Source organism: Pantoea sp. JGM49, from assembly GCF_018257655.1.
Taxonomy (GTDB): domain Bacteria; phylum Pseudomonadota; class Gammaproteobacteria; order Enterobacterales; family Enterobacteriaceae; genus Pantoea; species Pantoea communis.
This window is the reverse complement of sequence record NZ_JAERJM010000002.1, coordinates 97,169-117,257: the sequence shown is the minus strand read 5'-3', so window position 1 is coordinate 117,257 and position 20,089 is coordinate 97,169. Positions and strand designations below refer to the sequence as shown.

The window sequence follows — 20,089 nt, the reverse complement described above, 5'->3', positions numbered from 1 at the left end:
GTGAATAAAATTCATGATCGGGTGCTCGTTCTTCCATTTACTCAATGGCGGCACGTGCCTGGGCCATCTGGCTTTCGGAAAGTGGCAAATAACCGGCTTCAGTTACCCGGCGCTGCCCTTCAGGTGATAACACCTGATGCAGAAACGCATTCACCAGCGGCGGCAGCGGTTTGCCCGGCGCTTTATTGACGTAAATATAGAGCGGACGCGACCACGGATAGCGGCCGCTGCGAATGGTTTCGGCGTCCGGCATCACGCTATCGCCGCTGGCAGTGACGATGGGCACCATCTTCACGCCGCTTAAGTGAAAACCAAAACTGGCATAACCAATGCTGTTGGGTGTTGCCGCGACGGCCTGCACCACCGCCGCCGAGCCGGGAAACTCCGCGACGTCTGAGCGGAAATCCCCTTTACACAGCGCCTGCTGTTTGAAGAAGCCCCAGGTACCTGATGCCGAATTACGGCCAAAACGCTGAATACTGCGTCGCGCCCAATCTCCCTGGTTGAGGCCAAGATCGCCCCAGTGCTGCGGCACCAAGTGCGCACCACACAGACGAGTGACAGAGAAAAGGGCATCGAGTTGCGGTTGATCGATACGCGTTAGCGGGTTGTCCTGATTGACCACCACCACCAGCGCATCCATCGCCACCGGCACCGCCAGCGGGGGATAGCCGTAGCGCGTGGTAAACAGTTGGCGTTCATCAATTTGCATCGGGCGGCTCATCGCCCCGAGCTGGGCAGAGCCTGCCGCCAGCGCGGTGGGTGCGGTTGAGGATCCAGCCGCCTGTACCTGAACGTTAACGCCCGGTGACTGGCGGCTGAAATCCTCGCCCCATAAGGTCATCAGATAGCCGAGAGTATCGGAACCGACGCTGCTCAAATTGCCGGTGAGCATGGTTTGTTGGCTTTGTGCCAGCGTAGAGCACAGCAGCAACGTGAACAGCAACAGCGATCTCATCAGGTCTTCCGCAAATCAGGTCAGGAACATTGGACTGCACATTCTGTCGCGCCGCGATTCATCACGCAATCAATTGCGCCACTTCATCGTGCTTAACTGACCTTACTGTGCACGCTCTTCGCCACAATCAAACGTGGCGGCAGCACGAAACTAAAACAGGTTTCCTGATGCGGAATACTGGTGATTTCCAGCCGTGCATTATGGTGACTCAATGCATGCTTAACGATCGCCAGCCCTAAGCCACTGCCGCCGGTGGCGCGCGATCGGGCTTTATCCACCCGATAGAAACGCTCGGTGAGGCGCGGTAAATGCTCCTCGCTGATCCCCGGTCCGTTATCGCACACTTTGAACTCCGCGCCCTCTTTGGTGCGCAGCCAGCTGATATCCAGGCGCGTCCCTTCCGGCGTGTGATTCACCGCGTTGTACACCAGATTAGAAATGGCGCTGCGCAGCTGTTCATCATTACCGAAGACTTTGAGGTGCGGATCCGTGCGGAAATGGATGCTGTGTCGCCCCTGGCTGAGCGTTTCCGCCTCGCGCTGCAACAGTTGCAGCATGCCCGGAACATCCACCGTCTCTTTGAGATCGATAGCCGGTGCGGCCTCGATACGCGACAAGGTCAGCAACTGTTTCACCAGGCTATCCATGCGACGCGTTTGCTCCTGCATGGTGTGCAACGCCTTGCCGCGCGTGCGCTCGTTCATCGCCGCATCGTCCATCATCTCCAGATAGCCCTGCAGCACCGTTAACGGCGTACGCAGTTCATGACTGACGTTGGCAAAGAAGTTACGCCGCGCCCCTTCCAGCTGGTGCATTTGCGTGACATCGCGCGCCACCATCAACCACTGCCCTTCGCTGTAGGGCATCACACGGAATTCCATATGATGTTGATTGTTCAGCACCAGCGTCAGCGGCTTGTCAAAATCGCGTTGGCGAATATAGCGGGAAAACTCAGGATAGCGCAGCAAGTTGAGGATGTTCTGGCCATTATCTTCTGGCCAGCGCAGCCCGAGATGCTGTTGTGCCAGCCCGTTGCACCAGAAAATGGTGCCCTCTTCGGTGGTCAGGATCACTGCATCCGGCAGGGATTCCGCGCCGCTACGAAAGCGCTTAATCAGGTTACCCAGCTCGCGACGTCGACGGCGGTTACGCAGTTGCATCTGGTACAAGCCGTAGAACAAGGGCTCCCAGCTACCGCGACCGGCGGGCGGCGTCATGGAACGATCGACCCACAGCCAGTGCGACAGACGCATCAGATTTCTAAAGTGCCAAAACATCACACCTGACACCGCGATCAGCAGTAGCCAGGGCAGATAACCGAACAACAGACCAAGCACCAGCGCGGGCAAACAGACCAGCGCCAGCTCAGTCAATAATCTCTTCCAGGAGAGTCGTTCCAGCACGGTAAAAGACTCCGTTTAGTAGCGGGCAGAGAAACGATACCCTGTTCCGCGTACGGTTTGAACCATGCGATCGTGGCCAGATACTTCCAGTGCTTTACGTAAACGACGGATATGCACATCAACGGTACGATCTTCAACGTAGACGTTGGTGCCCCATACGTGGTTCAGCAGTTGTTCACGGCTGTAAACACGCTCCGGATGCGTCATAAAGAAGTGCAGCAATTTATATTCGGTGGGTCCCATTTCCAGCGGGGTACTTTCCGACATCACGCGATGCGAGGAAGGATCGAGGCTCAGACCCTGCATCTCAATCACCTCTTCCACCGCCATCGGTGAAATACGGCGCATCACCGCTTTGATACGTGCCATCAGCTCTTTCGGTGAGAAAGGCTTGGTGATGTAGTCATCGGCGCCGACTTCCAGACCGCGTACGCGATCTTCTTCTTCACCGCGTGCCGTCAGCATCATCACCGGGATGTCGCGCGTCATGGCTTCACGTTTCAAATGTTTAATAAACTGAATACCGCTGCCGCCAGGCAACATCCAATCCAGCAGAATTAAATCAGGCCAGGGTTCGATCAGCTTACCAATCGCGCTGTCATAGTCTTCTGCCTCAATAGGCTGGTAATCATTCTGTTCCAGCACGAAACATAACATTTCACGGATGGGAGCTTCGTCTTCCACAACCAAAATGCGCTTAGCCATTATAACTCCTGCTTTTGTGACAATAGGTCACTGGGATTTGCGGCGCCATTATGCGTCAGTTTTATGACACTTTTATGAAAAACCCTCCCTATGATAGATAGTGATAAAACAGAAATGTGACAACGACTATCGCTTTTTTTTCTTTGCGATCTGAAGAGGTTATAATTCGCCTTCGCTTAACGAAGCAGGGAGTATTCATGCGCATCATTCACACCGCGGATTGGCATCTTGGTCAGTTCTTTTACAGCAAAAGCCGGGCGGCCGAGCATCAAGCCTTCCTCGACTGGCTGCTGGCACAGATTACGCAGCATCAGGTGGATGCCTTAATCATCGCGGGAGACCTGTTTGATACCGGTTCGCCACCGAGCTATGCGCGTGAAATGTTTAACCGCTTCGTGGTGGCGCTACAGCCAACGCACTGTGAATTGATTGTGCTGGCGGGCAACCATGATTCTGTCGCTACCCTGAATGAATCACGCGAGTTACTCGCCTGTTTAAATACGCGAGTGATCACCAGCGCCACGCCACAGGGCGAACAGCAGGTGCTGACGCTGCATCAACGCGATGGCACGCCGGGCGCACTGCTGTGCGCGATTCCCTATTTACGTCCGCGCGATATTTTGCGCAGCCAGGCGGGACAATCCGGGCGCGAGAAGCAGATCTCACTGCTGGAAGCGATTGAGCAGCATTATCAACAGTGTTATGCCGCAGCGCTGGCCGAGCGGGCAGATCGCGCACTTCCCATCATTGCCACCGGTCATCTCACCACCGTTGGCGTGACCAAAAGCGACTCGGTGCGCGATATCTATATCGGCACGCTGGATGCCTTCCCGGCGCAGGCGTTTCCCGCCGCGGATTACATTGCCCTGGGCCATATTCACCGTGCCCAGCGCATTGCTGATAGCGATCATATTCGCTACAGCGGTTCACCGATTCCGCTCAGCTTTGATGAATTAGGTCGCGAGAAAAGCGTGCTCCTGCTGGAGTTCAGCGCTCAGCTGGAAAGCGTCACTCCCCTCCCGATCCCGCAGTTCCAGCCAATGCAGATGCTAAAAGGCTCAATGGTGGAGATCGAACAACAGCTGAGCGAATTTAGCGAGGGAGATCGCGAGCAGCCCGTCTGGCTTGATATTGAAATCACCACGCAAGAATATCTCAGCGATTTACAGCGCCGTGTTGAGCAACTGACCGAAGCCCTGCCGGTGGAAGTGCTACTGGTACGCCGCAGCCGCGAACAGCGTCAGCGCAGCCTGGCACGCATGGATAATGAAACGCTAAGCGAATTGAAAGTCGAAGAAGTGTTCGCCCGCCGTCTGGCGCAGGAAGAGCAGTTTGATGCCGAACAAGCCGAACAGCTCACCCAACTGTTCCGCACCACCCTCGCCGCGCTGGAGAACCCGTCCGCATGAAAATCCTGACGTTACGCTTTAAAAACCTCAATGCGCTGCGCGGTGAATGGTTTATCGATTTCCGCCGTGAACCCTTTGCCAGCAACGGCTTATTTGCCATAACCGGCGCGACCGGCGCGGGGAAAACCACCTTGCTGGATGCCATTTGCCTGGCGCTCTATCACCAGACGCCGCGCCTTGGCGTGCTGTCGCAGACGCAAAACGAACTGATCACCCGCGACACCGCCGAATGTCTGGCAGAAGTGGAATTTGAGATCAAAGGCGAAGCCTGGCGCGCCTTCTGGAGCCAGAACCGCGCACGCGGCCAGGCGGATGGCAAATTGCAGGCACCGCGTGTCGAGCTGGCGCGCGTGGCGGATAACCAGATTGTGGCCGATAAGGTGGGTGACAAACTCAAGCTCATCGAAACGCTCTCAGGCCTTGATTTTGACCGTTTCACCCGTTCAATGATGCTGTCGCAAGGCCAGTTCGCTGCCTTCCTCAACGCCAAGCCGGGCGAACGCGCCGAACTGCTGGAAGAACTCACCGGCACCGAAATTTACGGCCAAATCTCGATGCAGATTTACGAGCGCTGGCGCACCGCACGCAGCGATCTGGAGACACTGCGCGCCCGCGCTGGCGGCATGATGCTGCTGGATGAGACGCGTCGCACAGAGCTGATGCAGCAGGTTGAAGCCTTAACGGCGCAGGAAAAAACGCTGAGCGAGCAGCTTGAGCAAGCGCAACAGCAACAACAGTGGCTGACGCACTCGCAACAGCTGGCGCAGGAGCAGCAGCAAGCCGCACAGGCGAACCTGGATGCCGAACAGGCATGGCAGCGGGCGGAAAGCGATCGCCAACGTCTGGCACGCGCGGAACCGGCTGAAAAGCTGCGAGAAAAACTTCAGCAGCGTGAGCAGTTGCAACAAGATTACCAGCTCGCAACCCAGCAGGCGCAGCAGCTCCACACGCAGCAGCAAAATGCGCAAACCGCGCTGCAGCAGGGTGAAAAAAGTTATCAGACGGCACAGCAGGCGCGTGAGCAGGCACTCGCCGATCAGCAGCAGCTGGAAACCTTGCTTACCGAACAGGTGATTCCGCTCGACCAACAGCTCGCCAGCCGAGCACAGCAGTTGGCGGAGCAGCAGCGCCTGCATGCGCAACAGTCACAGACAGTGCAGCAAAGCCAGATCGCGCTCAGTCAGCATCTGCTAACACGTGAGCGCTTACAACAGCAGCTGGCAGAACAGCAGACATTTCGCAGCCGTGAAGCGGCGGTAGCAGACTGGGGGCCAGAACTGACGCGCTGGCAAGCTGATATCGCCCGTTTCGATGAACGCGAGCAGGCGCTGACACAACTTCGTGCGCAACAGCAGCAGCAAAACGCGCAACTGACCCAGCAGCAGCAGGCGATTGCCGAAGGTGATCGCAGGTTAGAACCTCTGCAGCAGGCTGAGACGCAGGCCAGCCAGCAACGTCAGCAAGCGGAGCAGGTACTCACTTCACTTGAGACTGAAATCAGCAGCACCTCACTGCGTGACGCGCTGACACAGCATCAACAGCAGCGCGCGGCACGCCACCAGCTCAGCTTACTGGCGGCGCGCTGGCAATCGTTGCAGCCGCAGTTGCAACAGCGGCAACAAAAACTCACGCTGTTACAGCAACAGCATCAGCAAGACGAACGCGCTTTGCAGGCACTGCGCGACGATTACAAACGTGAGAACCAGACGCTGCTCGATCTGCGCAAAATCTGCGAGCTGGAGCGCACCATTGCACAGTTGGCTGATGAACGCGCCCGGCTGCAGCCCGATCAGCCCTGCCCGCTGTGCGGTTCGTGCCAGCATCCGGCTATTGCGCAGTATCAGCAATTACAACCAGGTGAAAACCAACAGCGGCTGGCGGCACAGGAAACGCGGGTTAACAAGCTCAAAGAATCAGGCACGGCGAAAAGTGAACAGCACAAGCTGTCGCTTCAGCAGCAGCAGGTGCTGCAACAGGAGATTGCCGAATTCGAACAGCAACTCGCGGTGGCGCGCGAGCAGTGGCAAGCTTTCAGCGGTGAGCTGGCACTTACCTGCACGTTAGATCAGCAGGAAGTCTTTACGGCGTGGCAACAGCAGCAGGATGCGCAGGAAGCCACGCAGCAGCAGCAACTGCAGCAGCGCGAAAATGCGGCGCGAGCGTTACAACAGGCCAAAGACGCGCATCTGGTACAGCAACAACAGTGGCAGCAGCAGCATAGCGCACAACTGCTGGCACAACAGCAACTGAACAACCTGCAGCAAACGCTGGATGAACTTAATCAGCGGGAAACTCAGGAACATAGCGCCTGGCAGCAGTTAGCGCAGCAACTGGAACAGCAGCTTACGGCACATCAGTTTGCGCTGCCCGAACGCGATGCCCGTGCCAGTTGGCTGGCTACGTTGCAGCAGCGCTGGCAAGCCTGGCAGCAGAGTGAGCGCTTGCTGGCTGAGTTACAGCCGCAACTGGCTAAAGCCGACAGCGAGCAGAACAACCTGCAAAGCAACCTGACGCGCGAGCAGCAGCAGCTGGAGACATTGCAGCACGCGCTCAGCAGCCTGCAACAGCAGCACGCAGAACAGCAGCAGCAGCGTCAGCAACTGTTTGGCGATCGTCAGGTGAGCGTTGCGCGTCAGCAGCAGCAGGCCTTGCTGCAACAGTGCGAACAGGCGCTGGCGCAGCAGTTACAACTGTGGCAGCAGGCACAAAGCCAGCTGCACAGCCTGAATGGTCAGTGTGAGCAAATTGATAGCCAAATTCAGGCCATGCATCTGCGTATGCAGGCGGCAGAAACGGCGTTTAACAGCGCACTCCAGCAGAGCGCCTTCGCCGACGAGCAGGCATTGCGCAGCGCGTTGCTGGACGAACAGGACATTCAGCATCTGCGCCAGCATCTGCAAGCCCTGGAGCAACAGCGTCAGCAGCAGATTACCCTGCACCAACAGCTGGCGCAGCGCGTCACTGCCCATCAGCAACAGCGCCCTGCCACGCTAAGTGACGAAGTGGCGGCGGGTATTGCTGAACAGCTGGAATCCCTGCGTCTGGCCCTGCGCGACAATGCCCGTCAGCAGGGTGAAGCGCAGCAGCAGTTGCACAGTGATGCCCAACAGCGTCAGCAGCAGCAATCATTACTGACGCAGATTGCCAATGACGAGGTGGAGTTGACGCAACTGGGTCGCCTGAATGATTTAATCGGTTCAGCCAAAGGCGATAAATTCCGCCGCTTCGCCCAGGGATTAACGCTCGATCATCTGGTATGGCTGGCGAACCGTCAGCTGGATCGCTTACACGGACGCTACCTGTTGCAACGCCGTGTCACCGATGAGCTGGAGCTGGAAGTGGTCGATACCTGGCAGGCCGATGCCACGCGCGATACCCGCACGCTGTCCGGCGGCGAAAGCTTCCTGGTGAGTCTGGCACTGGCGCTGGCGCTGTCTGATTTGGTCAGCCACAAAACGCGCATCGAATCGCTGTTCCTTGATGAAGGCTTCGGCACGCTGGACGCCGAAACACTCGACACCGCGCTGGATGCCCTCGACGCATTGAACGCCAGCGGTAAAACCATCGGCGTGATCAGTCACGTTGAAGCGATGAAAGAACGTATTCCGGTGCAGATCAGGGTGCGGAAGATGAATGGACTGGGTTACAGCAAGCTGGAGTTGCCGGGGGAATAAACGTCCGTCCCGCCATCAAATGAGCCTCTTTTCACAGGGTGCGGCTGTCTGGCCGCACCTGACATTCAGCTGTGCGTCGTGCGAGCCATTGAGCGAAAAATTCTGGATCTAATCAGAGTCAGAGAAATGCCATAGCAATCCCCTTACTGCTCGGTAAACTGGCCACCATGTTTTGCAAATCCGGGCAAATAGATGAACGTATTTCGCCGTATTGCTGGCACATTGTTGTTGAGTACCCTACTCAGCGCCTGCCAGCATGCCCCATCGCATCCCATGGAAAGTATGACCAACCTGTGCCAGCCACAGAGCGAACCGGGCAGCGCATCCTGCAAATGGACTGATGAGATGCAGCGACAGCTCAACCGGCAATTTTCCGATGCGGCACATTACGCGGGACAGCAATGTATGGTGCGACTGGAGTGGCAAAACAGCGGGCGCTATGCAGTCACGCAGACGCAAGGTGATGAAACCCTGTGCCTGCGCGCCTGGCAGTTGATTGGTCAGTCGAAAGGATTACCGCCGCCACCGGATCGCACCCAACCCGCGTGGTTCGGCTTTGCGCCGCATCAGGCTAACTCGCCAGCCCATCCTGTCGCCACTGGCGCGGGCTAATGCCAAACCAGCGCCGGAAGGCGCGTGAAAACGCACTGACTTCGGAATAGCCCAGCAGCAGCGCCATCTCCGAGATCGGCAACTGCTTTTGTTGCAGGTAGTGCGTGGCCATTTCGCAACGCACTTTATCCACCAGCGCGGTGAAGCTGATGCCCTCTTCGCGCAGCCGCCGTTGCAACGACCAGCTCGACAGCCCCATTTTATCCGCGATCTCTTCCAGCACCGGTTCGCCCTGCATCAACGATAAGTTGACCTGCGAACGCGCCTGCTCCACCACGCTTTGCAGTGAAGCGCTGCTATTCAGACGGCGGATGGCATCCTGCATCACCATTAACAACATCGGATCCTGCTCTGGCATGGTGCGCAGCAGATCGCGTTTGGGGATCAGCAGTGAGTTGAACGGTTGATCGAACCACACTGGCGCATCAAACACTTTGCAGTGCTCGTGCCACTGCTCCGGCCGGGGATGCTCAAAATGCACCTCGCGCGGCGCCCAGTTTTTGCCGGCCACGTGACGGATCAGATTGAGGAACATGCCGAGCGTCAATTCCGCATCCTGCCGACGTGAGAGGATCGCCCCGTGTCGCACCTGATAATCCAGCCGCCAGCAGTCGCCTTTATCGACCAGGCGCGTCAGCGTATCGTGCTGATGCCAGGGGAAAGCATTCACCACGTTGTGCAGCGCCTGCTCCAGCGTCGGTGAGCATAAGCCGATATAGCCAATCAGCCCTAATGACTGCGGTTTGAACTGCTTGCCGTAATGCAAACCGAAGTTATCAAAACCAGAGTGGCGCGCCGCTTCTTCCATCACTCGGCAATAGTTGACCAGACCAAGGCTGAGCGTCGGGCTGGCCAGCAGTTCGGAATCAATGCCGCTGATACCAAAAATACGATCAACATCGCCGCCTTTGTCGGTGATAAAGGTGCTTAAGCCGGTTGCAGCTGCTGCCAGCACGCCACGGTTGTTGGCTTGTGCCGAGAGCGAGCTGTACGCTTCAGAAGGAGTCATCAGTGATTGCATCGGAACCTCACAGGGATCGCGCGAGTGAAACTAATGGTGGGATCCAGCAAGATTCGTACCATGACGCACTCAATGGTCGTCATCAATGACGACGCGGCAAGGTTCGGGAGTATTCTCCGGCATGCGCGTTGGTGCACACGCGGCCCAATGGTCCGGTGACGTACCGTAACGTGCACATTGCTGCACACCTGGCTAAAAGCAGCCCAATGATCCGGTGACATTCGGTAACGTGCGCATTCCTGCTCAACAGAATAAAAGCGGCTCAATGGCCCGGTGGCATTCAAAATGCATGCACATTGATGCACATCTGGCTAAGCGCGGCCCAAAGGTCCGGTTGCATTTAGTTTCGCCGCGACCGCTTTCTGTTCATATCATAGCGGCGCGATTTATCGCGCAACGGCGTGAAGGTCATCTCACAGAGCGCAATAAATTGCGCCGCTACGACGCACTGCTGCCCGCTACTGGTGCAACTCAAACGCCAACCGGCAACTGATTGGTTTCCAGATAGCGACGGCACAGACGCACTGAGTGATCGGCCCAGCGCGGCCCCAGACTCAATGCCATCTCGGTGTCGGCATGGGTGCCCATCCACGCTGTCATCTGAATGCGACGTTGGATCAGCAGCGTCGGCACCAGCGCCATCTCCTCATCAGTGATGTGCGCCACACGCTCGTAACCCTGGATCCAGTTATCCACCCATTCGGCGGCACGCGGATGATGCTCAACAAAACTGATCGCCGCCGCCAAATCGTGCAGATACCAGCCCATGCCGCAGTCATCAAAATCAATCACCCGGGTTTCACCTTTGTGCAGCAGCAAATTGGTGAGGCGCAGATCAGCGTGGATCAAGCCATAACGATCCTGTCCTTTACCAAAGCCCTGCAACTCTTGCCCGACCCGCGCCACTGCTTCAGCGACAATGCCATGATCGGCAGGATTGAGATTGGGCGCATCCTGCCAGCGGCCCCAGTGGCTGTGATCGCTGACCATGGTGTGATGATCCCAAATGATACGCTGGAAGCCAGCCGGTTTTTGCCAGCTGCGACTGTGCTGATGCAGGCGCGCAGTGATGTGCCCGAGCTGCTGGAAGGCTTTGGGATCGACCTCGGTGGTGGGCATCTCGCCCTCGATCCAGTGGAACAGCACCGCATGTCGCATGCCGCCATCGGGCATGGCTATTGTCAGCACCGTTTCGCCATCACTGGCCGGGATCGCCTGCGGCACCATAATGCCAATCTCACGCAGCGCGTCGAGCCACAGCAGCTCACTCTGGATATCCGCTTTGCTGTGATAGTCAGGTCGATGCAGGCGCAACGCATAACGTTTACCGCCCGCCAGCAACAGAAAGGTGGCGTTCTCCGAGCGACAAAGTAGCTTCAGCTCGCCCTGCAAGGGCGCGGGATAACAGGCCAGCGCCTGCTGTGCCAGCACGGTGGTTTCCGCATCAGTAAGGGTATCGGATTGTTTGGCGCTCATTCATCTGTCTCCAGCATCAATCTTAAAGGAAGCAAGTGTTATCAGCATGGGATGACAGCGTTCTGACTGCTTGACCGCAGATAACCCAAAGTTGACCGCAGCGTACATCTGGCACTTTTCTTGCCTCAGAGTTGACCGTGGAGGACAAAACTCACTGCGCCTGCGTCAAGTTTTCCCGCTGCAGGCGGCGGCATTATCACTTCACTGTAGTGCATAGAACAAAACAGCGCGGTGCAGCCGCCGCACAACAATCACGACGGGGAGACGATTATGACGAGTAAGCTCAAACCCACGCTGGGCACTCTGCATTTGTGGGGTATCGCGGTTGGACTGGTAATTTCCGGGGAGTATTTTGGCTGGAGTTATGGCTGGGGCGTAGCGGGCACGTTGGGGTTCCTGATCACTACCGCACTGATCGCCACCATGTACACCTGCTTTATTTTTAGCTTTACCGAGCTGACCACCGCCATTCCACACGCCGGTGGCCCGTTTGCTTACAGTCGCCGCGCCTTTGGTGAAACCGGTGGTTTGATTGCCGGTCTGGCGACGCTGATTGAGTTTGTGTTCGCCCCACCGGCGATTGCCATGGCGATTGGTGCTTATCTCAACGTGCAGTACCCGGATCTCAATCCGAAAACCGCTGCGGTCGGCGCATATCTGGTTTTCATGACCCTCAATATCCTCGGCGTGAAGCTGGCAGCGATGTTTGAACTGGTGGTGACGGTGCTGGCGGTGCTGGAACTGCTGGTGTTTATGGGCGTAGTGTCGCCGGGCTTCAGTATCGCCAATTTTGCCGCTAACGGTTGGGCGGGAAGCGATCATTTCGGTATGCCAGCCCTTTCCGGCATCTTCGCGGCTATTCCTTTTGCCATCTGGTTCTTCCTCGCCATTGAAGGCGCCGCCATGGCCGCCGAAGAGGCCAAAGATCCGAAGCGCACCATTCCCAAAGCTTACATCACCGGGATTCTGACGCTGGTGGTACTGGCGATTGGCGTGATGCTGTTGGCGGGCGGCGCAGGCGACTGGCGTAAACTGTCTGACATCAACGATCCGTTGCCGCAGGCGATGAAGATGATCGTCGGCGAGCATTCAAACTGGATGCATATGCTGGTGTGGATTGGCTTATTCGGACTGGTCGCCAGCTTCCACGGCATTATCCTCGGCTATTCACGTCAATTCTTTGCCCTGGCGCGCGCCGGTTATCTGCCGCAGGGTCTGGCGAAACTGTCACGTTTCCAGACGCCGCATCGCGCCATTATTGCCGGTGGCGTAATTGGTATCGCGGCAATCTACAGTGATGGTCTGATCAACCTGCAGGGCATGACGCTGACGGCGGCGATGATCACCATGGCAGTATTTGGCGCCATCGTGATGTACCTGATGAGTATGCTGAGCCTGTTCAAATTGCGCCGCACCGCACCCGACATGGAACGCAGCTTCCGCGCGCCGGGTTATCCGATTATTCCCGGTATCGCGCTGGTGCTGTCACTGGTGTGTCTGATTGCCATGCTGTGGTTCAACCCGGTGATTGGCGGCCTGTTCGTGGGGATTATGGTGGTGGGATATATTTACTTCCTCGCGACCAAAACTCAGCGTCAGAATGCGCCGCAGGATGCGATGTTGATGGGTGAGTAATCGCGGGACCAGAGGGCGCAAAACTGCGCCCCTGTCCAAAGGTCGCTATTGAGGCGACCTTTTTTCTAGGATTTCAGCGGCCATAACCATGCCGCACCGCGCACACCGCTTGAATCGCCGTGCACCGCTTTCAGCACTGGCGTTTCGCACTCGCGGCCAAACACCCACTGCTTCATCAGGGCTGGCACTGTCTGATACAGGCGATCGTTATTACTCATCCCGCCGCCCAGCACGATCACATCCGGATCGAGCAAATTCACTACCTGCGCCAGCGACTTAGCTAAGCGCATTTCGTAACGGCTCATCGCCAGCTCTGCTACCGGATCCTGCTGCTCAATCAGTTTGATGATCTCTGCGCCCTTCAATGCTTTACCGCTCAAACGCTGATAATCGATGGCAAAGCCGGTACCCGATACAAAGGTTTCAATACAGCCCTGCAAACCGCAATAGCAAGGTACTTCTTCGCGATGGCGAAGTTCATCTTCATCCATCCACGGCAAAGGATTGTGGCCCCACTCGCCCGCATTACCATTGCCGCCAATGCGCGATTCACCGCCAATCGCCACGCCCGCGCCCGAACCGGTGCCGATGATCACCGCGAACACCAACGGCTGACCCGCGCCTGCACCATCCACCGCTTCGGAAACCGCTAAACAATTCGCGTCATTGGCGATGCGCACGTCACGATTCAGCGCCTGCGCCAAATCCTTGTCCAGCGGCTGTCCATTCAGCCAGGTGGAGTTGGCGTTTTTTACCCGCTGGGTGTACGGCGAAATCGTGCCGGGAATGCCAATGCCCACCGTGCCTTTTTCCCCGGTTTTCTCCTCTGCCAGCAGCACTAAATCCACAATCGCCTGGACTGTGGCGGCATAGTCATCGCGCGGGGTATTGACGCGGTGACGGAACAGCTCTTGCCCCTGATCGGAGAGCGCAATCACTTCAATCTTGGTACCGCCTAAATCAATCCCAATACGCACGATTTATTCCTCATTATTCGTTCAGGTGACAGATACAGTAGAAGGCTGAATCGGGAAAGGCAATGAAACCAATCCGATGTTTCGCTATCATGCGCGCTGACTTTGAGACTTGTGCGCCCGATCGCACCCACGGTAAGGAATCCCGATGTTGTGGTTTAAAAATATGATGGTTTATCGTCTGAATCGTGACATCCCGCTGTCCGCAGACGATCTGGAAAAACAGCTCGACGCCTTCACGTTTTCGCCGTGCGGCAGCCAGGATATGGCGAAAACCGGCTGGGTGTCACCGATGGGCAACCGCGGCGAAGCGCTGACGCATGAAATCAACGGCCAGATCGTGATTTGCGCCCGCACTGAGCAGAAGATCCTGCCTTCGCCGGTGGTGAAGCAGGCGCTGGAAGCGAAGATCGACAAGCTGGAAGCGGAACAGAGCCGCAAGCTGAAGAAGACCGAGAAAGACTCGCTTAAAGATGAAGTGCTGCATAGCCTGCTGCCACGCGCGTTTAGCCGTTTCAGTCAGACGTTTATGTGGATCGACACCGTGAACAACCTGATCATTGTCGATTGCGCCAGCGCTAAAAAAGCAGAAGACACCCTGGCGCTGTTGCGTAAAAGCATCGGTTCGCTGCCGGTGGTGCCGCTAACGCTGGAAACCCCGATTGAGCTGACGCTGACCGAATGGGTGCGTTCTGGTGAATTGCCGGCCGGTTTCGCGCTGATGGATGAAGCAGAGCTGAAAGCGATTCTGGAAGACGGCGGCGTGATCCGGTGTAAGAAACAGGATCTGATCTCCGATGAGATCGCCACCCACATCGAAGCTGGCAAAGTGGTGACCAAACTGGCTCTGGACTGGCAGGAGCGTATTCAGCTGGTGATTGCCGACGATGCCTCGATCAAGCGTCTGAAGTTCAGCGACACGTTGCGTGAGCAGAATGACGACATCGACCGCGATGATTTTGCCCAGCGTTTTGATGCCGATTTCACCCTGATGACCGGCGAACTGGCCGCGTTGATCAGTAATCTGGTGGAAGCGTTAGGCGGCGAAGCCAAGCGCTGAAGCCTGAATCGTTTACCCCCCACCTGGCTACGCTGAAGCCAAAAAGAAACCGGGAATGCTAAAAGCATTCCCGGTTTAATGATGACTCATGCTGAAAGTCCGCGTTTACAGATAGCGGCAGAGATAAGACGTTGGCTCAGCCACCTGCAAGTGGAATTCGCTGTGACCCGGCACGTTGAAAACCGAACCGGCTTCGTACCATTTCCACTCGGTTTCACCTGGCAGCAGCACTTTCAGTGCGCCGCTCACGACCGTCATCTCTTCCGGCTGTCCTGTACCGAAGGTGTACTCACCTTCTGCCATCACGCCAACGCTGGCACGGCCAATGGTTACGCTGTCGAAACCAATGGATTTCACTTTTCCGTCGAAATACTCACTTACGTTGAGCATGTTACTTCCTCACAGCACATTATGGTGTCTGGCAGATTACAAGGGAACTCGCTGATCTGTCACGCGAAAAAGCAATACAGATCGCGACTTGTGATCGGCCTCAGTCAGACGATCAACTCTGCCGCTAACTTCGCCACCAGCACGTTGGATAACAGTACCGGAATGCCCAGCATTTTCTGCAGGAAATCCCGGTGCTTCTGGTGATAGCCAATACAGTCGAGCACCACCACATCTGCCCCCTGCTCTTGCAGCGACAGGCCCGCCTCGATCAAATCATTCTGCTGTGCCAGATAAGGGCTGGCGACGGCAAAGCATGGCGCGCTGTTCAGATTCCGCCATTTACTGGCCTGCTCAGCGATCTGCTCTTCTACCGGCACGACAATCCCCACTTTATGTTCCTGCACGATGGCCTTGACCAACGGTGGGATAATGCGGTCCGGCTCCAGCAACAGCGCCTTTTCGGTTTTCAGCGTGCCAAATTCACCGGTGCACAGCAGCAAAATCGTATCGTAGCCCTGCTGTTCCAGCGCCGTAATCTTGCGTTGCAGTCCCTGCTCAACTTTTGGCCCCGACAGGCGCACCTGCTCGCCGGTGGTCATACGCGAAACCAGCACTTTCTCACCCGCTTCAGGCGAGAAGAACTGCTCCACCTCAGCGAGTGTCAGGCCGTCGAGTAATCCGGCGTGAGCGACTTGCTCTTCCGGTAAGTGATCCTGCAGCAGCGGCAGAATATCGCTACGCGGGGATTGAGCAATCGTTAAGGTAACCAGGGACTGTTTCATCATTAAGCTTTCCGCGTACGCAGGTGACTGAGACTACCATACAAAGAGTGTAGTAATGCATACTCTTGTTTGTCATAGAACTGACAGGTTTCACGGCCAAACTCTTTCGCCACTTCCACCGCAAACTTCACGGTCGCCGCGATATCGACTTCATGGCTGGCACCGGTGCCGCAACCTGGCACGACCGATTCCGCGCAGATCGCCACGCCAACCACTGGCACATCGGTGGCGGTTGACGGCTGCAGGATGCTGTTAAGGTGATACACACCATTGCCATAAGGCGTGATGTCCTGCGTAGTGATCGGGAAGGTCACAGCAGGAAGACCGCTGGTCATCTCCATAATGCGCAGCAGATCTTCTGATACGCGCAGGATGTAACCCTCTTTCACTGTCGGCGAGATCGCGTAGCCTTTATGATTCAGGATACGGTTACCTTTGGTGGTATCGATGGAGAGAATCGCGTCCACGCCGTCGATCACTTCGTTGTCATTCATGGTGATGTCATCGCATGGCGAGTCCATGAAATCCACCGGCTCATGCGGACGGGTTGGCGCATCCGGGCAGATGTGAGTAGTGATAATCACGTCACCCGCCAGCACATCGCCTTTGGTCTGCATCTGTGTCAGCTTCAGCGCACTGCTCACCGCCGCCACTGCGCCATCTGCATCCGACACCATACCGATACGCGTTGGACGCGCACCGATGCCGCCTAAACGACCGACAATGCCCAGCGTGGGTGCGGTGCCGCCTTTGCTCTTGCCCTGCGCACCAGGAATATCAATGCGCACGAAATCAGTACGCCCTTTCGGGCCGGTGACGCGCTTGAAGCTGGCGGTCACGCCTGGGTAGCCGGCAAAAAGATCCACCACCTGCTGGCCATCCACGTAGGCGCTATCGAGTAACTCAAAAACCTGCAGTGTCTGCTGTAAACTCATATTGAATTCCCTGGGTTATTTCTTGGTGCTACTGGCAAAAAGAGAATGGAAGAAGCTGTACAGCGCGTCGCCCGCAATAAACCCTGCGGCCATCACCTCCATCGGTGAACGTCCACGCTCGCCCCACACTCGAATGATCAGGATACGCAGTGCGATCCCCACCATCACCGCCCAACCTGCTGCGGCGTTGTTGATTAACAAACCGGTCGCCAGCAATACGCCTAACTGACGCTTCGGCCCACCGATAAACTGAATAATCGCACCCGGAATCGCCCACATCAGCAAGCTTCCGGCAATGCCTGGCTCGGCACCGGCCTGAATGGTTTTGGCGTAAACGCGTGCCACTGGTGGCAGCAGGTTTTCGGCGAAGAACAGGTTGTGTGCGTACCACACCACTGGAATACAGATCACAAAGGCGATCATCGCGGCGATTAACTGGATACGGCGGCCCCACAGCTCTTGCTGTAGATCGGCACCGTTACCGCGCAGGATAAAGCCGGCTTTCAGGTCGTAGCCCATATCGGCAAAGGCCGGTCCTGTTGCGGCGGTGAAGCCACACAACAGGCAGAGCGCCAGCGGCGGGAAGCCGAGCAAAATACCGAGGATCAGGGTTATCAGCGCTACGGCAAAGGCCGGGAACCAGCCTGAGTGCATCGCGGCGATGCCGACAATCAATTCATGCACGAAGGCAGCAAACGCGGCATACACGATAAACAGCACCAGCATCGGCAAGCCCATCTGGCTCCACAAACCGCCCGCCAGTGCCAGCAGCGTGGAGATGATGATGTAGCCAACGGTGCCGAAGCCGAGAGAACGCTTCACTTCGCTGTCGCTGCGGCTGACATTCAGCTGATCGTTGCGACGGCTGACAATCACCTGCACGACCTGAATCAGCGCCACCAATCCAGCGCCGACCATCATGCCGTGTGGGATATACAACGCATTGATATCGATACCAGCAACCGGTTGCGCATATGCACGCAACAGAAAACCAATACCCAACATGCTCAGCGCCCAGATATTGCCAATAAAAGCAGTACCGAAGGCTGACATGGGGATTTTCAACATCGAACCGGCAATGCCGCCGACAATACCCACCACCAGCAACCACGCCTGACGGCCGCCTTTATCGCCGGCTTTGATCGCTTCCGCGGCTGCCACGCCCGGTGGCCACGCATTGCTGGCCGGGAACACGCGGGTATCGAACAGGCGGTATAGCAGATAGGCATCCAGCAGCATCGCCGCACTGACACCGACAAACAGCGGCAGTACCAGCTGCGGTTCACCCAGCGCCCACGGCACGGCAATCGGCATCAGCAGACTGTTCGCCGCACCAAAGGTGGCAGAAGAGATGGCGGTTTGCGCAAGGTTCTGTACTTCGATGGAGCGATAACGACGGAACCATTGCAGAGGAATGCGCGCCAGCAACATGGCAAACAGCGCACCGATAATAGAGGTATTGGGTGTCACCCCAATGGTGGTAATCAGCTGAACCCCGATGATGGCACCTGCTACAGACAGCAGAACCAGCATTAAGCCCACGCCGATACTTTTTATTGGATTATGTTGACGCATATTATCCCCGTATTTTCACCCTGTAGAAAACGCGTAATACGTTTTATGCCCGACACGCGGGACATCAACGCTTTTAATAAATCGTTCCCTGATTTTTGAAATAGGCAGGTCCGAAGACCTGCTATTTCCCTGGTGTGGCGCGAATAAACGCCTTTAAATCGAAAATAAGGTTATGCGCCGTATTTCTCGGCCATCAATGCAGCCGTTGCGCGCAGTTCGCTGAGCAGCGCGTCCGGATAACCCGGGGCCGCTTCTTGCGAGAGAAACGAGAGACACAGTGCGGCACTTTCGCCGCGATGTTTATTGGTGACCGCCACCGCCAGTGAGCTGATGCCCGGCAACGTCTCATTGCGTGCCAGTGCCCAGCCCTGCTGGCGAATCACCGCTAATTCTTTACAGAGTGCATCAATGTTCAGAGGCGAGTTTGCGGATGCGGCTTGCCAGTCATCGGCAAAACGCGCACGCACTTCGTCATCACTCAATTGTGCCAGCAGCACGCGCCCGGTAGAGGTACCGGAAAGGGAAACACGCGTACCTGGCGGCGTGACGAGTTGGGTGAAAAAACGGCCGTGATACATGCGCATCACCAGAACGTCTTGCCCATCCAGCACGGAGATGTACCCCATACAACCACTGCTGGCCGCCAACTGCGCCATCGGCGCAGAAGCACTATCAACCAACGGCGTTGATAAGTAGTGCCCCGCAACTGAAAGCAACACACGACCAATCTGGAAACAGCGACTATCGGGATCACGCTCAAGCAATCCTTCACTTTCCATGGTCGCCAGCAGGCGAGAAACGGTACTTTTCGGCAATCCCAACGCGTCAACCACCTCGGTGAAGGTCAGGCCCGGATGGCCCTGCGTCACGCCAAAGCGCTGGAAAAGCTTAAGTACGGCAGCGGCGTTTTCGAGTGTGGTCATGGCGTCGGTTTCACTATGTGGAACTGAGTTCCTATATCAATACAGTGAAAGTAATTCGCTCTGCTGATCGGGTCAAGCGCAAATTTTGAACCGGCTATATTTGCGTCGATTTAACGCAGGATAAAATACGGCGCAAACTGAAAATAAAGTGACGTCATCAGGCAAGCAGGAATAACAGCAGAAAAGGATGGCGGTTCTGGCGGGCATATTAGTCATTTTAAGGCAGTTGAAAATAACTGTTTAGCCACGGAAAGTCATCACTGGTTAACAGGCGTCCCTGCCCGCGAGATTTACTCTTTATCCGCGTCTTCATAACGCGCTTTGGCATCCTGCGCTTCGGCTTCAGTTTTGTGCTCACTGATCAGTGAATCGGGCTTCGGATGGTCAGCGCGTAACTCATACCACGTCACAGTATTGCCTGCCGCGCCTTTCTCAACGGCAACGATGCGCGCTTCTCGCGGGTACGGTGGTTTGGTTGGCATAGATTTCCCTCTTATGTCTGGTTTCCACACAGACAGCGGCGATCCCCCTGTCTCTAATAAAGTATAGACAATGGA

The 20,089-nt window shown here is 56.5% G+C and carries 17 protein-coding genes; 5 read left to right on the top strand and 12 right to left on the bottom strand.

The features are described 5' to 3' along the window. Window positions 1-37 precede the first annotated feature (37 nt). The 3 genes from JK231_RS03685 to phoB all read right to left on the bottom strand — a co-directional run bounded on the left by JK231_RS03685 (window position 38) and on the right by phoB (window position 3,066). On the bottom strand, window positions 38-958 hold the full coding sequence (locus JK231_RS03685; RefSeq protein ID WP_211728024.1) for a PstS family phosphate ABC transporter substrate-binding protein: 921 nt from the start codon (window positions 956-958) through the stop codon (window positions 38-40). Between the two features lie 92 nt (window positions 959-1,050). Then, window positions 1,051-2,361: a phosphate regulon sensor histidine kinase PhoR gene (gene phoR / locus JK231_RS03680; RefSeq protein WP_211728023.1), complete on the bottom strand. Its 1,311-nt coding sequence runs from the start codon at window positions 2,359-2,361 to the stop codon at window positions 1,051-1,053. A gap of 15 nt (window positions 2,362-2,376) precedes the next feature. Further along, window positions 2,377-3,066, bottom strand: coding sequence for a phosphate response regulator transcription factor PhoB (gene phoB / locus JK231_RS03675; protein ID WP_034830536.1), 690 nt, complete (start codon window positions 3,064-3,066; stop codon window positions 2,377-2,379). Window positions 3,067-3,263: 197 nt separating this feature from the next. Here phoB and sbcD point away from each other — a divergent pair, with 197 nt between their 5' ends. From sbcD to JK231_RS03660, 3 genes are all read left to right on the top strand, one after another. Next, on the top strand, window positions 3,264-4,475 hold the full coding sequence (gene sbcD / locus JK231_RS03670; RefSeq protein ID WP_211728022.1) for an exonuclease subunit SbcD: 1,212 nt from the start codon (window positions 3,264-3,266) through the stop codon (window positions 4,473-4,475). Then, on the top strand, window positions 4,472-8,149 hold the full coding sequence (locus JK231_RS03665; protein ID WP_211728021.1) for an SbcC/MukB-like Walker B domain-containing protein: 3,678 nt from the start codon (window positions 4,472-4,474) through the stop codon (window positions 8,147-8,149). The genes sbcD and JK231_RS03665 overlap by 4 nt, the downstream gene beginning before the upstream one ends. 192 nt (window positions 8,150-8,341) lie before the next feature. Further along, the gene (locus tag JK231_RS03660) at window positions 8,342-8,761 is read left to right on the top strand and encodes a cell envelope integrity TolA C-terminal domain-containing protein (protein ID WP_160834007.1); all 420 of its coding nucleotides are present in this window, start codon (window positions 8,342-8,344) and stop codon (window positions 8,759-8,761) included. On the opposite strand, the gene JK231_RS03655 is transcribed toward JK231_RS03660, so the two are convergent. Both JK231_RS03655 and JK231_RS03650 read right to left on the bottom strand, forming a co-directional pair. Continuing rightward, the gene (locus tag JK231_RS03655; protein WP_160834008.1) at window positions 8,721-9,782 is read right to left on the bottom strand and encodes an AraC family transcriptional regulator; all 1,062 of its coding nucleotides are present in this window, start codon (window positions 9,780-9,782) and stop codon (window positions 8,721-8,723) included. The genes JK231_RS03660 and JK231_RS03655 overlap by 41 nt on opposite strands. Window positions 9,783-10,253: 471 nt before the next feature. Beyond that, the gene (locus JK231_RS03650; RefSeq protein WP_211728020.1) at window positions 10,254-11,258 is read right to left on the bottom strand and encodes a phosphotransferase; all 1,005 of its coding nucleotides are present in this window, start codon (window positions 11,256-11,258) and stop codon (window positions 10,254-10,256) included. 270 nt (window positions 11,259-11,528) lie between these two features. Here JK231_RS03650 and eat point away from each other — a divergent pair, with 270 nt between their 5' ends. Then, window positions 11,529-12,893, top strand: a complete 1,365-nt coding sequence (eat, locus tag JK231_RS03645) for an ethanolamine permease (RefSeq protein ID WP_034830527.1) — start codon at window positions 11,529-11,531, stop codon at window positions 12,891-12,893. 65 nt (window positions 12,894-12,958) lie between these two features. Here the strand turns inward: eat and mak are convergent, their stop codons facing one another. Then, window positions 12,959-13,870 carry a fructokinase gene (gene mak / locus JK231_RS03640; RefSeq protein WP_058961461.1) on the bottom strand — a complete coding sequence of 304 codons (912 nt, stop codon included), beginning with the start codon at window positions 13,868-13,870 and terminating at the stop codon, window positions 12,959-12,961. Window positions 13,871-14,015: 145 nt separating this feature from the next. Between mak and rdgC the strand changes: the two genes are divergently transcribed. Beyond that, window positions 14,016-14,927 carry a recombination-associated protein RdgC gene (rdgC, locus tag JK231_RS03635; protein ID WP_034830523.1) on the top strand — a complete coding sequence of 304 codons (912 nt, stop codon included), beginning with the start codon at window positions 14,016-14,018 and terminating at the stop codon, window positions 14,925-14,927. A gap of 105 nt (window positions 14,928-15,032) precedes the next feature. On the opposite strand, the gene ppnP is transcribed toward rdgC, so the two are convergent. From ppnP to JK231_RS03605, 6 genes are all read right to left on the bottom strand, one after another. Then, window positions 15,033-15,317, bottom strand: coding sequence for a pyrimidine/purine nucleoside phosphorylase (ppnP, locus tag JK231_RS03630; protein WP_034830521.1), 285 nt, complete (start codon window positions 15,315-15,317; stop codon window positions 15,033-15,035). A gap of 104 nt (window positions 15,318-15,421) precedes the next feature. Beyond that, window positions 15,422-16,099, bottom strand: coding sequence for an AroM family protein (locus JK231_RS03625; RefSeq protein WP_211728196.1), 678 nt, complete (start codon window positions 16,097-16,099; stop codon window positions 15,422-15,424). A 2-nt stretch (window positions 16,100-16,101) separates the two neighbouring features. Continuing rightward, complete coding sequence (locus tag JK231_RS03620; RefSeq protein WP_211728019.1) at window positions 16,102-17,034, bottom strand: DUF1177 domain-containing protein; 933 nt, start codon at window positions 17,032-17,034, stop codon at window positions 16,102-16,104. A gap of 15 nt (window positions 17,035-17,049) precedes the next feature. Further along, window positions 17,050-18,609 (bottom strand): OPT/YSL family transporter, encoded by a 1,560-nt coding sequence (locus JK231_RS03615; RefSeq protein ID WP_058961463.1) that lies wholly within the window; start codon window positions 18,607-18,609, stop codon window positions 17,050-17,052. Between the two features lie 170 nt (window positions 18,610-18,779). Further along, window positions 18,780-19,532 (bottom strand): IclR family transcriptional regulator, encoded by a 753-nt coding sequence (locus JK231_RS03610; RefSeq protein ID WP_034830515.1) that lies wholly within the window; start codon window positions 19,530-19,532, stop codon window positions 18,780-18,782. A gap of 290 nt (window positions 19,533-19,822) precedes the next feature. Next, a complete protein-coding gene (locus tag JK231_RS03605; protein WP_034830514.1) occupies window positions 19,823-20,014 on the bottom strand; it encodes a YaiA family protein in 192 nt (63 codons plus the stop codon). Window positions 20,015-20,089: the final 75 nt, after the last annotated feature.

Bases quoted from the DNA above. Each gene is read 5' to 3' on its own strand.
- JK231_RS03655 (WP_160834008.1), bottom strand. From the start codon at position 9,782: ATGCAATCACTGATGACTCCTTCTGAAGCGTACAGCTCGCTCTCGGCA.
- JK231_RS03615 (WP_058961463.1), bottom strand. From the start codon at position 18,609: ATGCGTCAACATAATCCAATAAAAAGTATCGGCGTGGGCTTAATGCTG.
- ppnP (WP_034830521.1), bottom strand. From the start codon at position 15,317: ATGCTCAACGTAAGTGAGTATTTCGACGGAAAAGTGAAATCCATTGGT.
- sbcD (WP_211728022.1), top strand. From the start codon at position 3,264: ATGCGCATCATTCACACCGCGGATTGGCATCTTGGTCAGTTCTTTTAC.
- JK231_RS03605 (WP_034830514.1), bottom strand. From the start codon at position 20,014: ATGCCAACCAAACCACCGTACCCGCGAGAAGCGCGCATCGTTGCCGTT.
- JK231_RS03650 (WP_211728020.1), bottom strand. From the start codon at position 11,258: ATGAGCGCCAAACAATCCGATACCCTTACTGATGCGGAAACCACCGTG.
- JK231_RS03665 (WP_211728021.1), top strand. From the start codon at position 4,472: ATGAAAATCCTGACGTTACGCTTTAAAAACCTCAATGCGCTGCGCGGT.
- JK231_RS03660 (WP_160834007.1), top strand. From the start codon at position 8,342: ATGAACGTATTTCGCCGTATTGCTGGCACATTGTTGTTGAGTACCCTA.
- JK231_RS03610 (WP_034830515.1), bottom strand. From the start codon at position 19,532: ATGACCACACTCGAAAACGCCGCTGCCGTACTTAAGCTTTTCCAGCGC.
- rdgC (WP_034830523.1), top strand. From the start codon at position 14,016: ATGTTGTGGTTTAAAAATATGATGGTTTATCGTCTGAATCGTGACATC.
- JK231_RS03685 (WP_211728024.1), bottom strand. From the start codon at position 958: ATGAGATCGCTGTTGCTGTTCACGTTGCTGCTGTGCTCTACGCTGGCA.
- eat (WP_034830527.1), top strand. From the start codon at position 11,529: ATGACGAGTAAGCTCAAACCCACGCTGGGCACTCTGCATTTGTGGGGT.
- JK231_RS03625 (WP_211728196.1), bottom strand. From the start codon at position 16,099: ATGAAACAGTCCCTGGTTACCTTAACGATTGCTCAATCCCCGCGTAGC.
- phoB (WP_034830536.1), bottom strand. From the start codon at position 3,066: ATGGCTAAGCGCATTTTGGTTGTGGAAGACGAAGCTCCCATCCGTGAA.
- JK231_RS03620 (WP_211728019.1), bottom strand. From the start codon at position 17,034: ATGAGTTTACAGCAGACACTGCAGGTTTTTGAGTTACTCGATAGCGCC.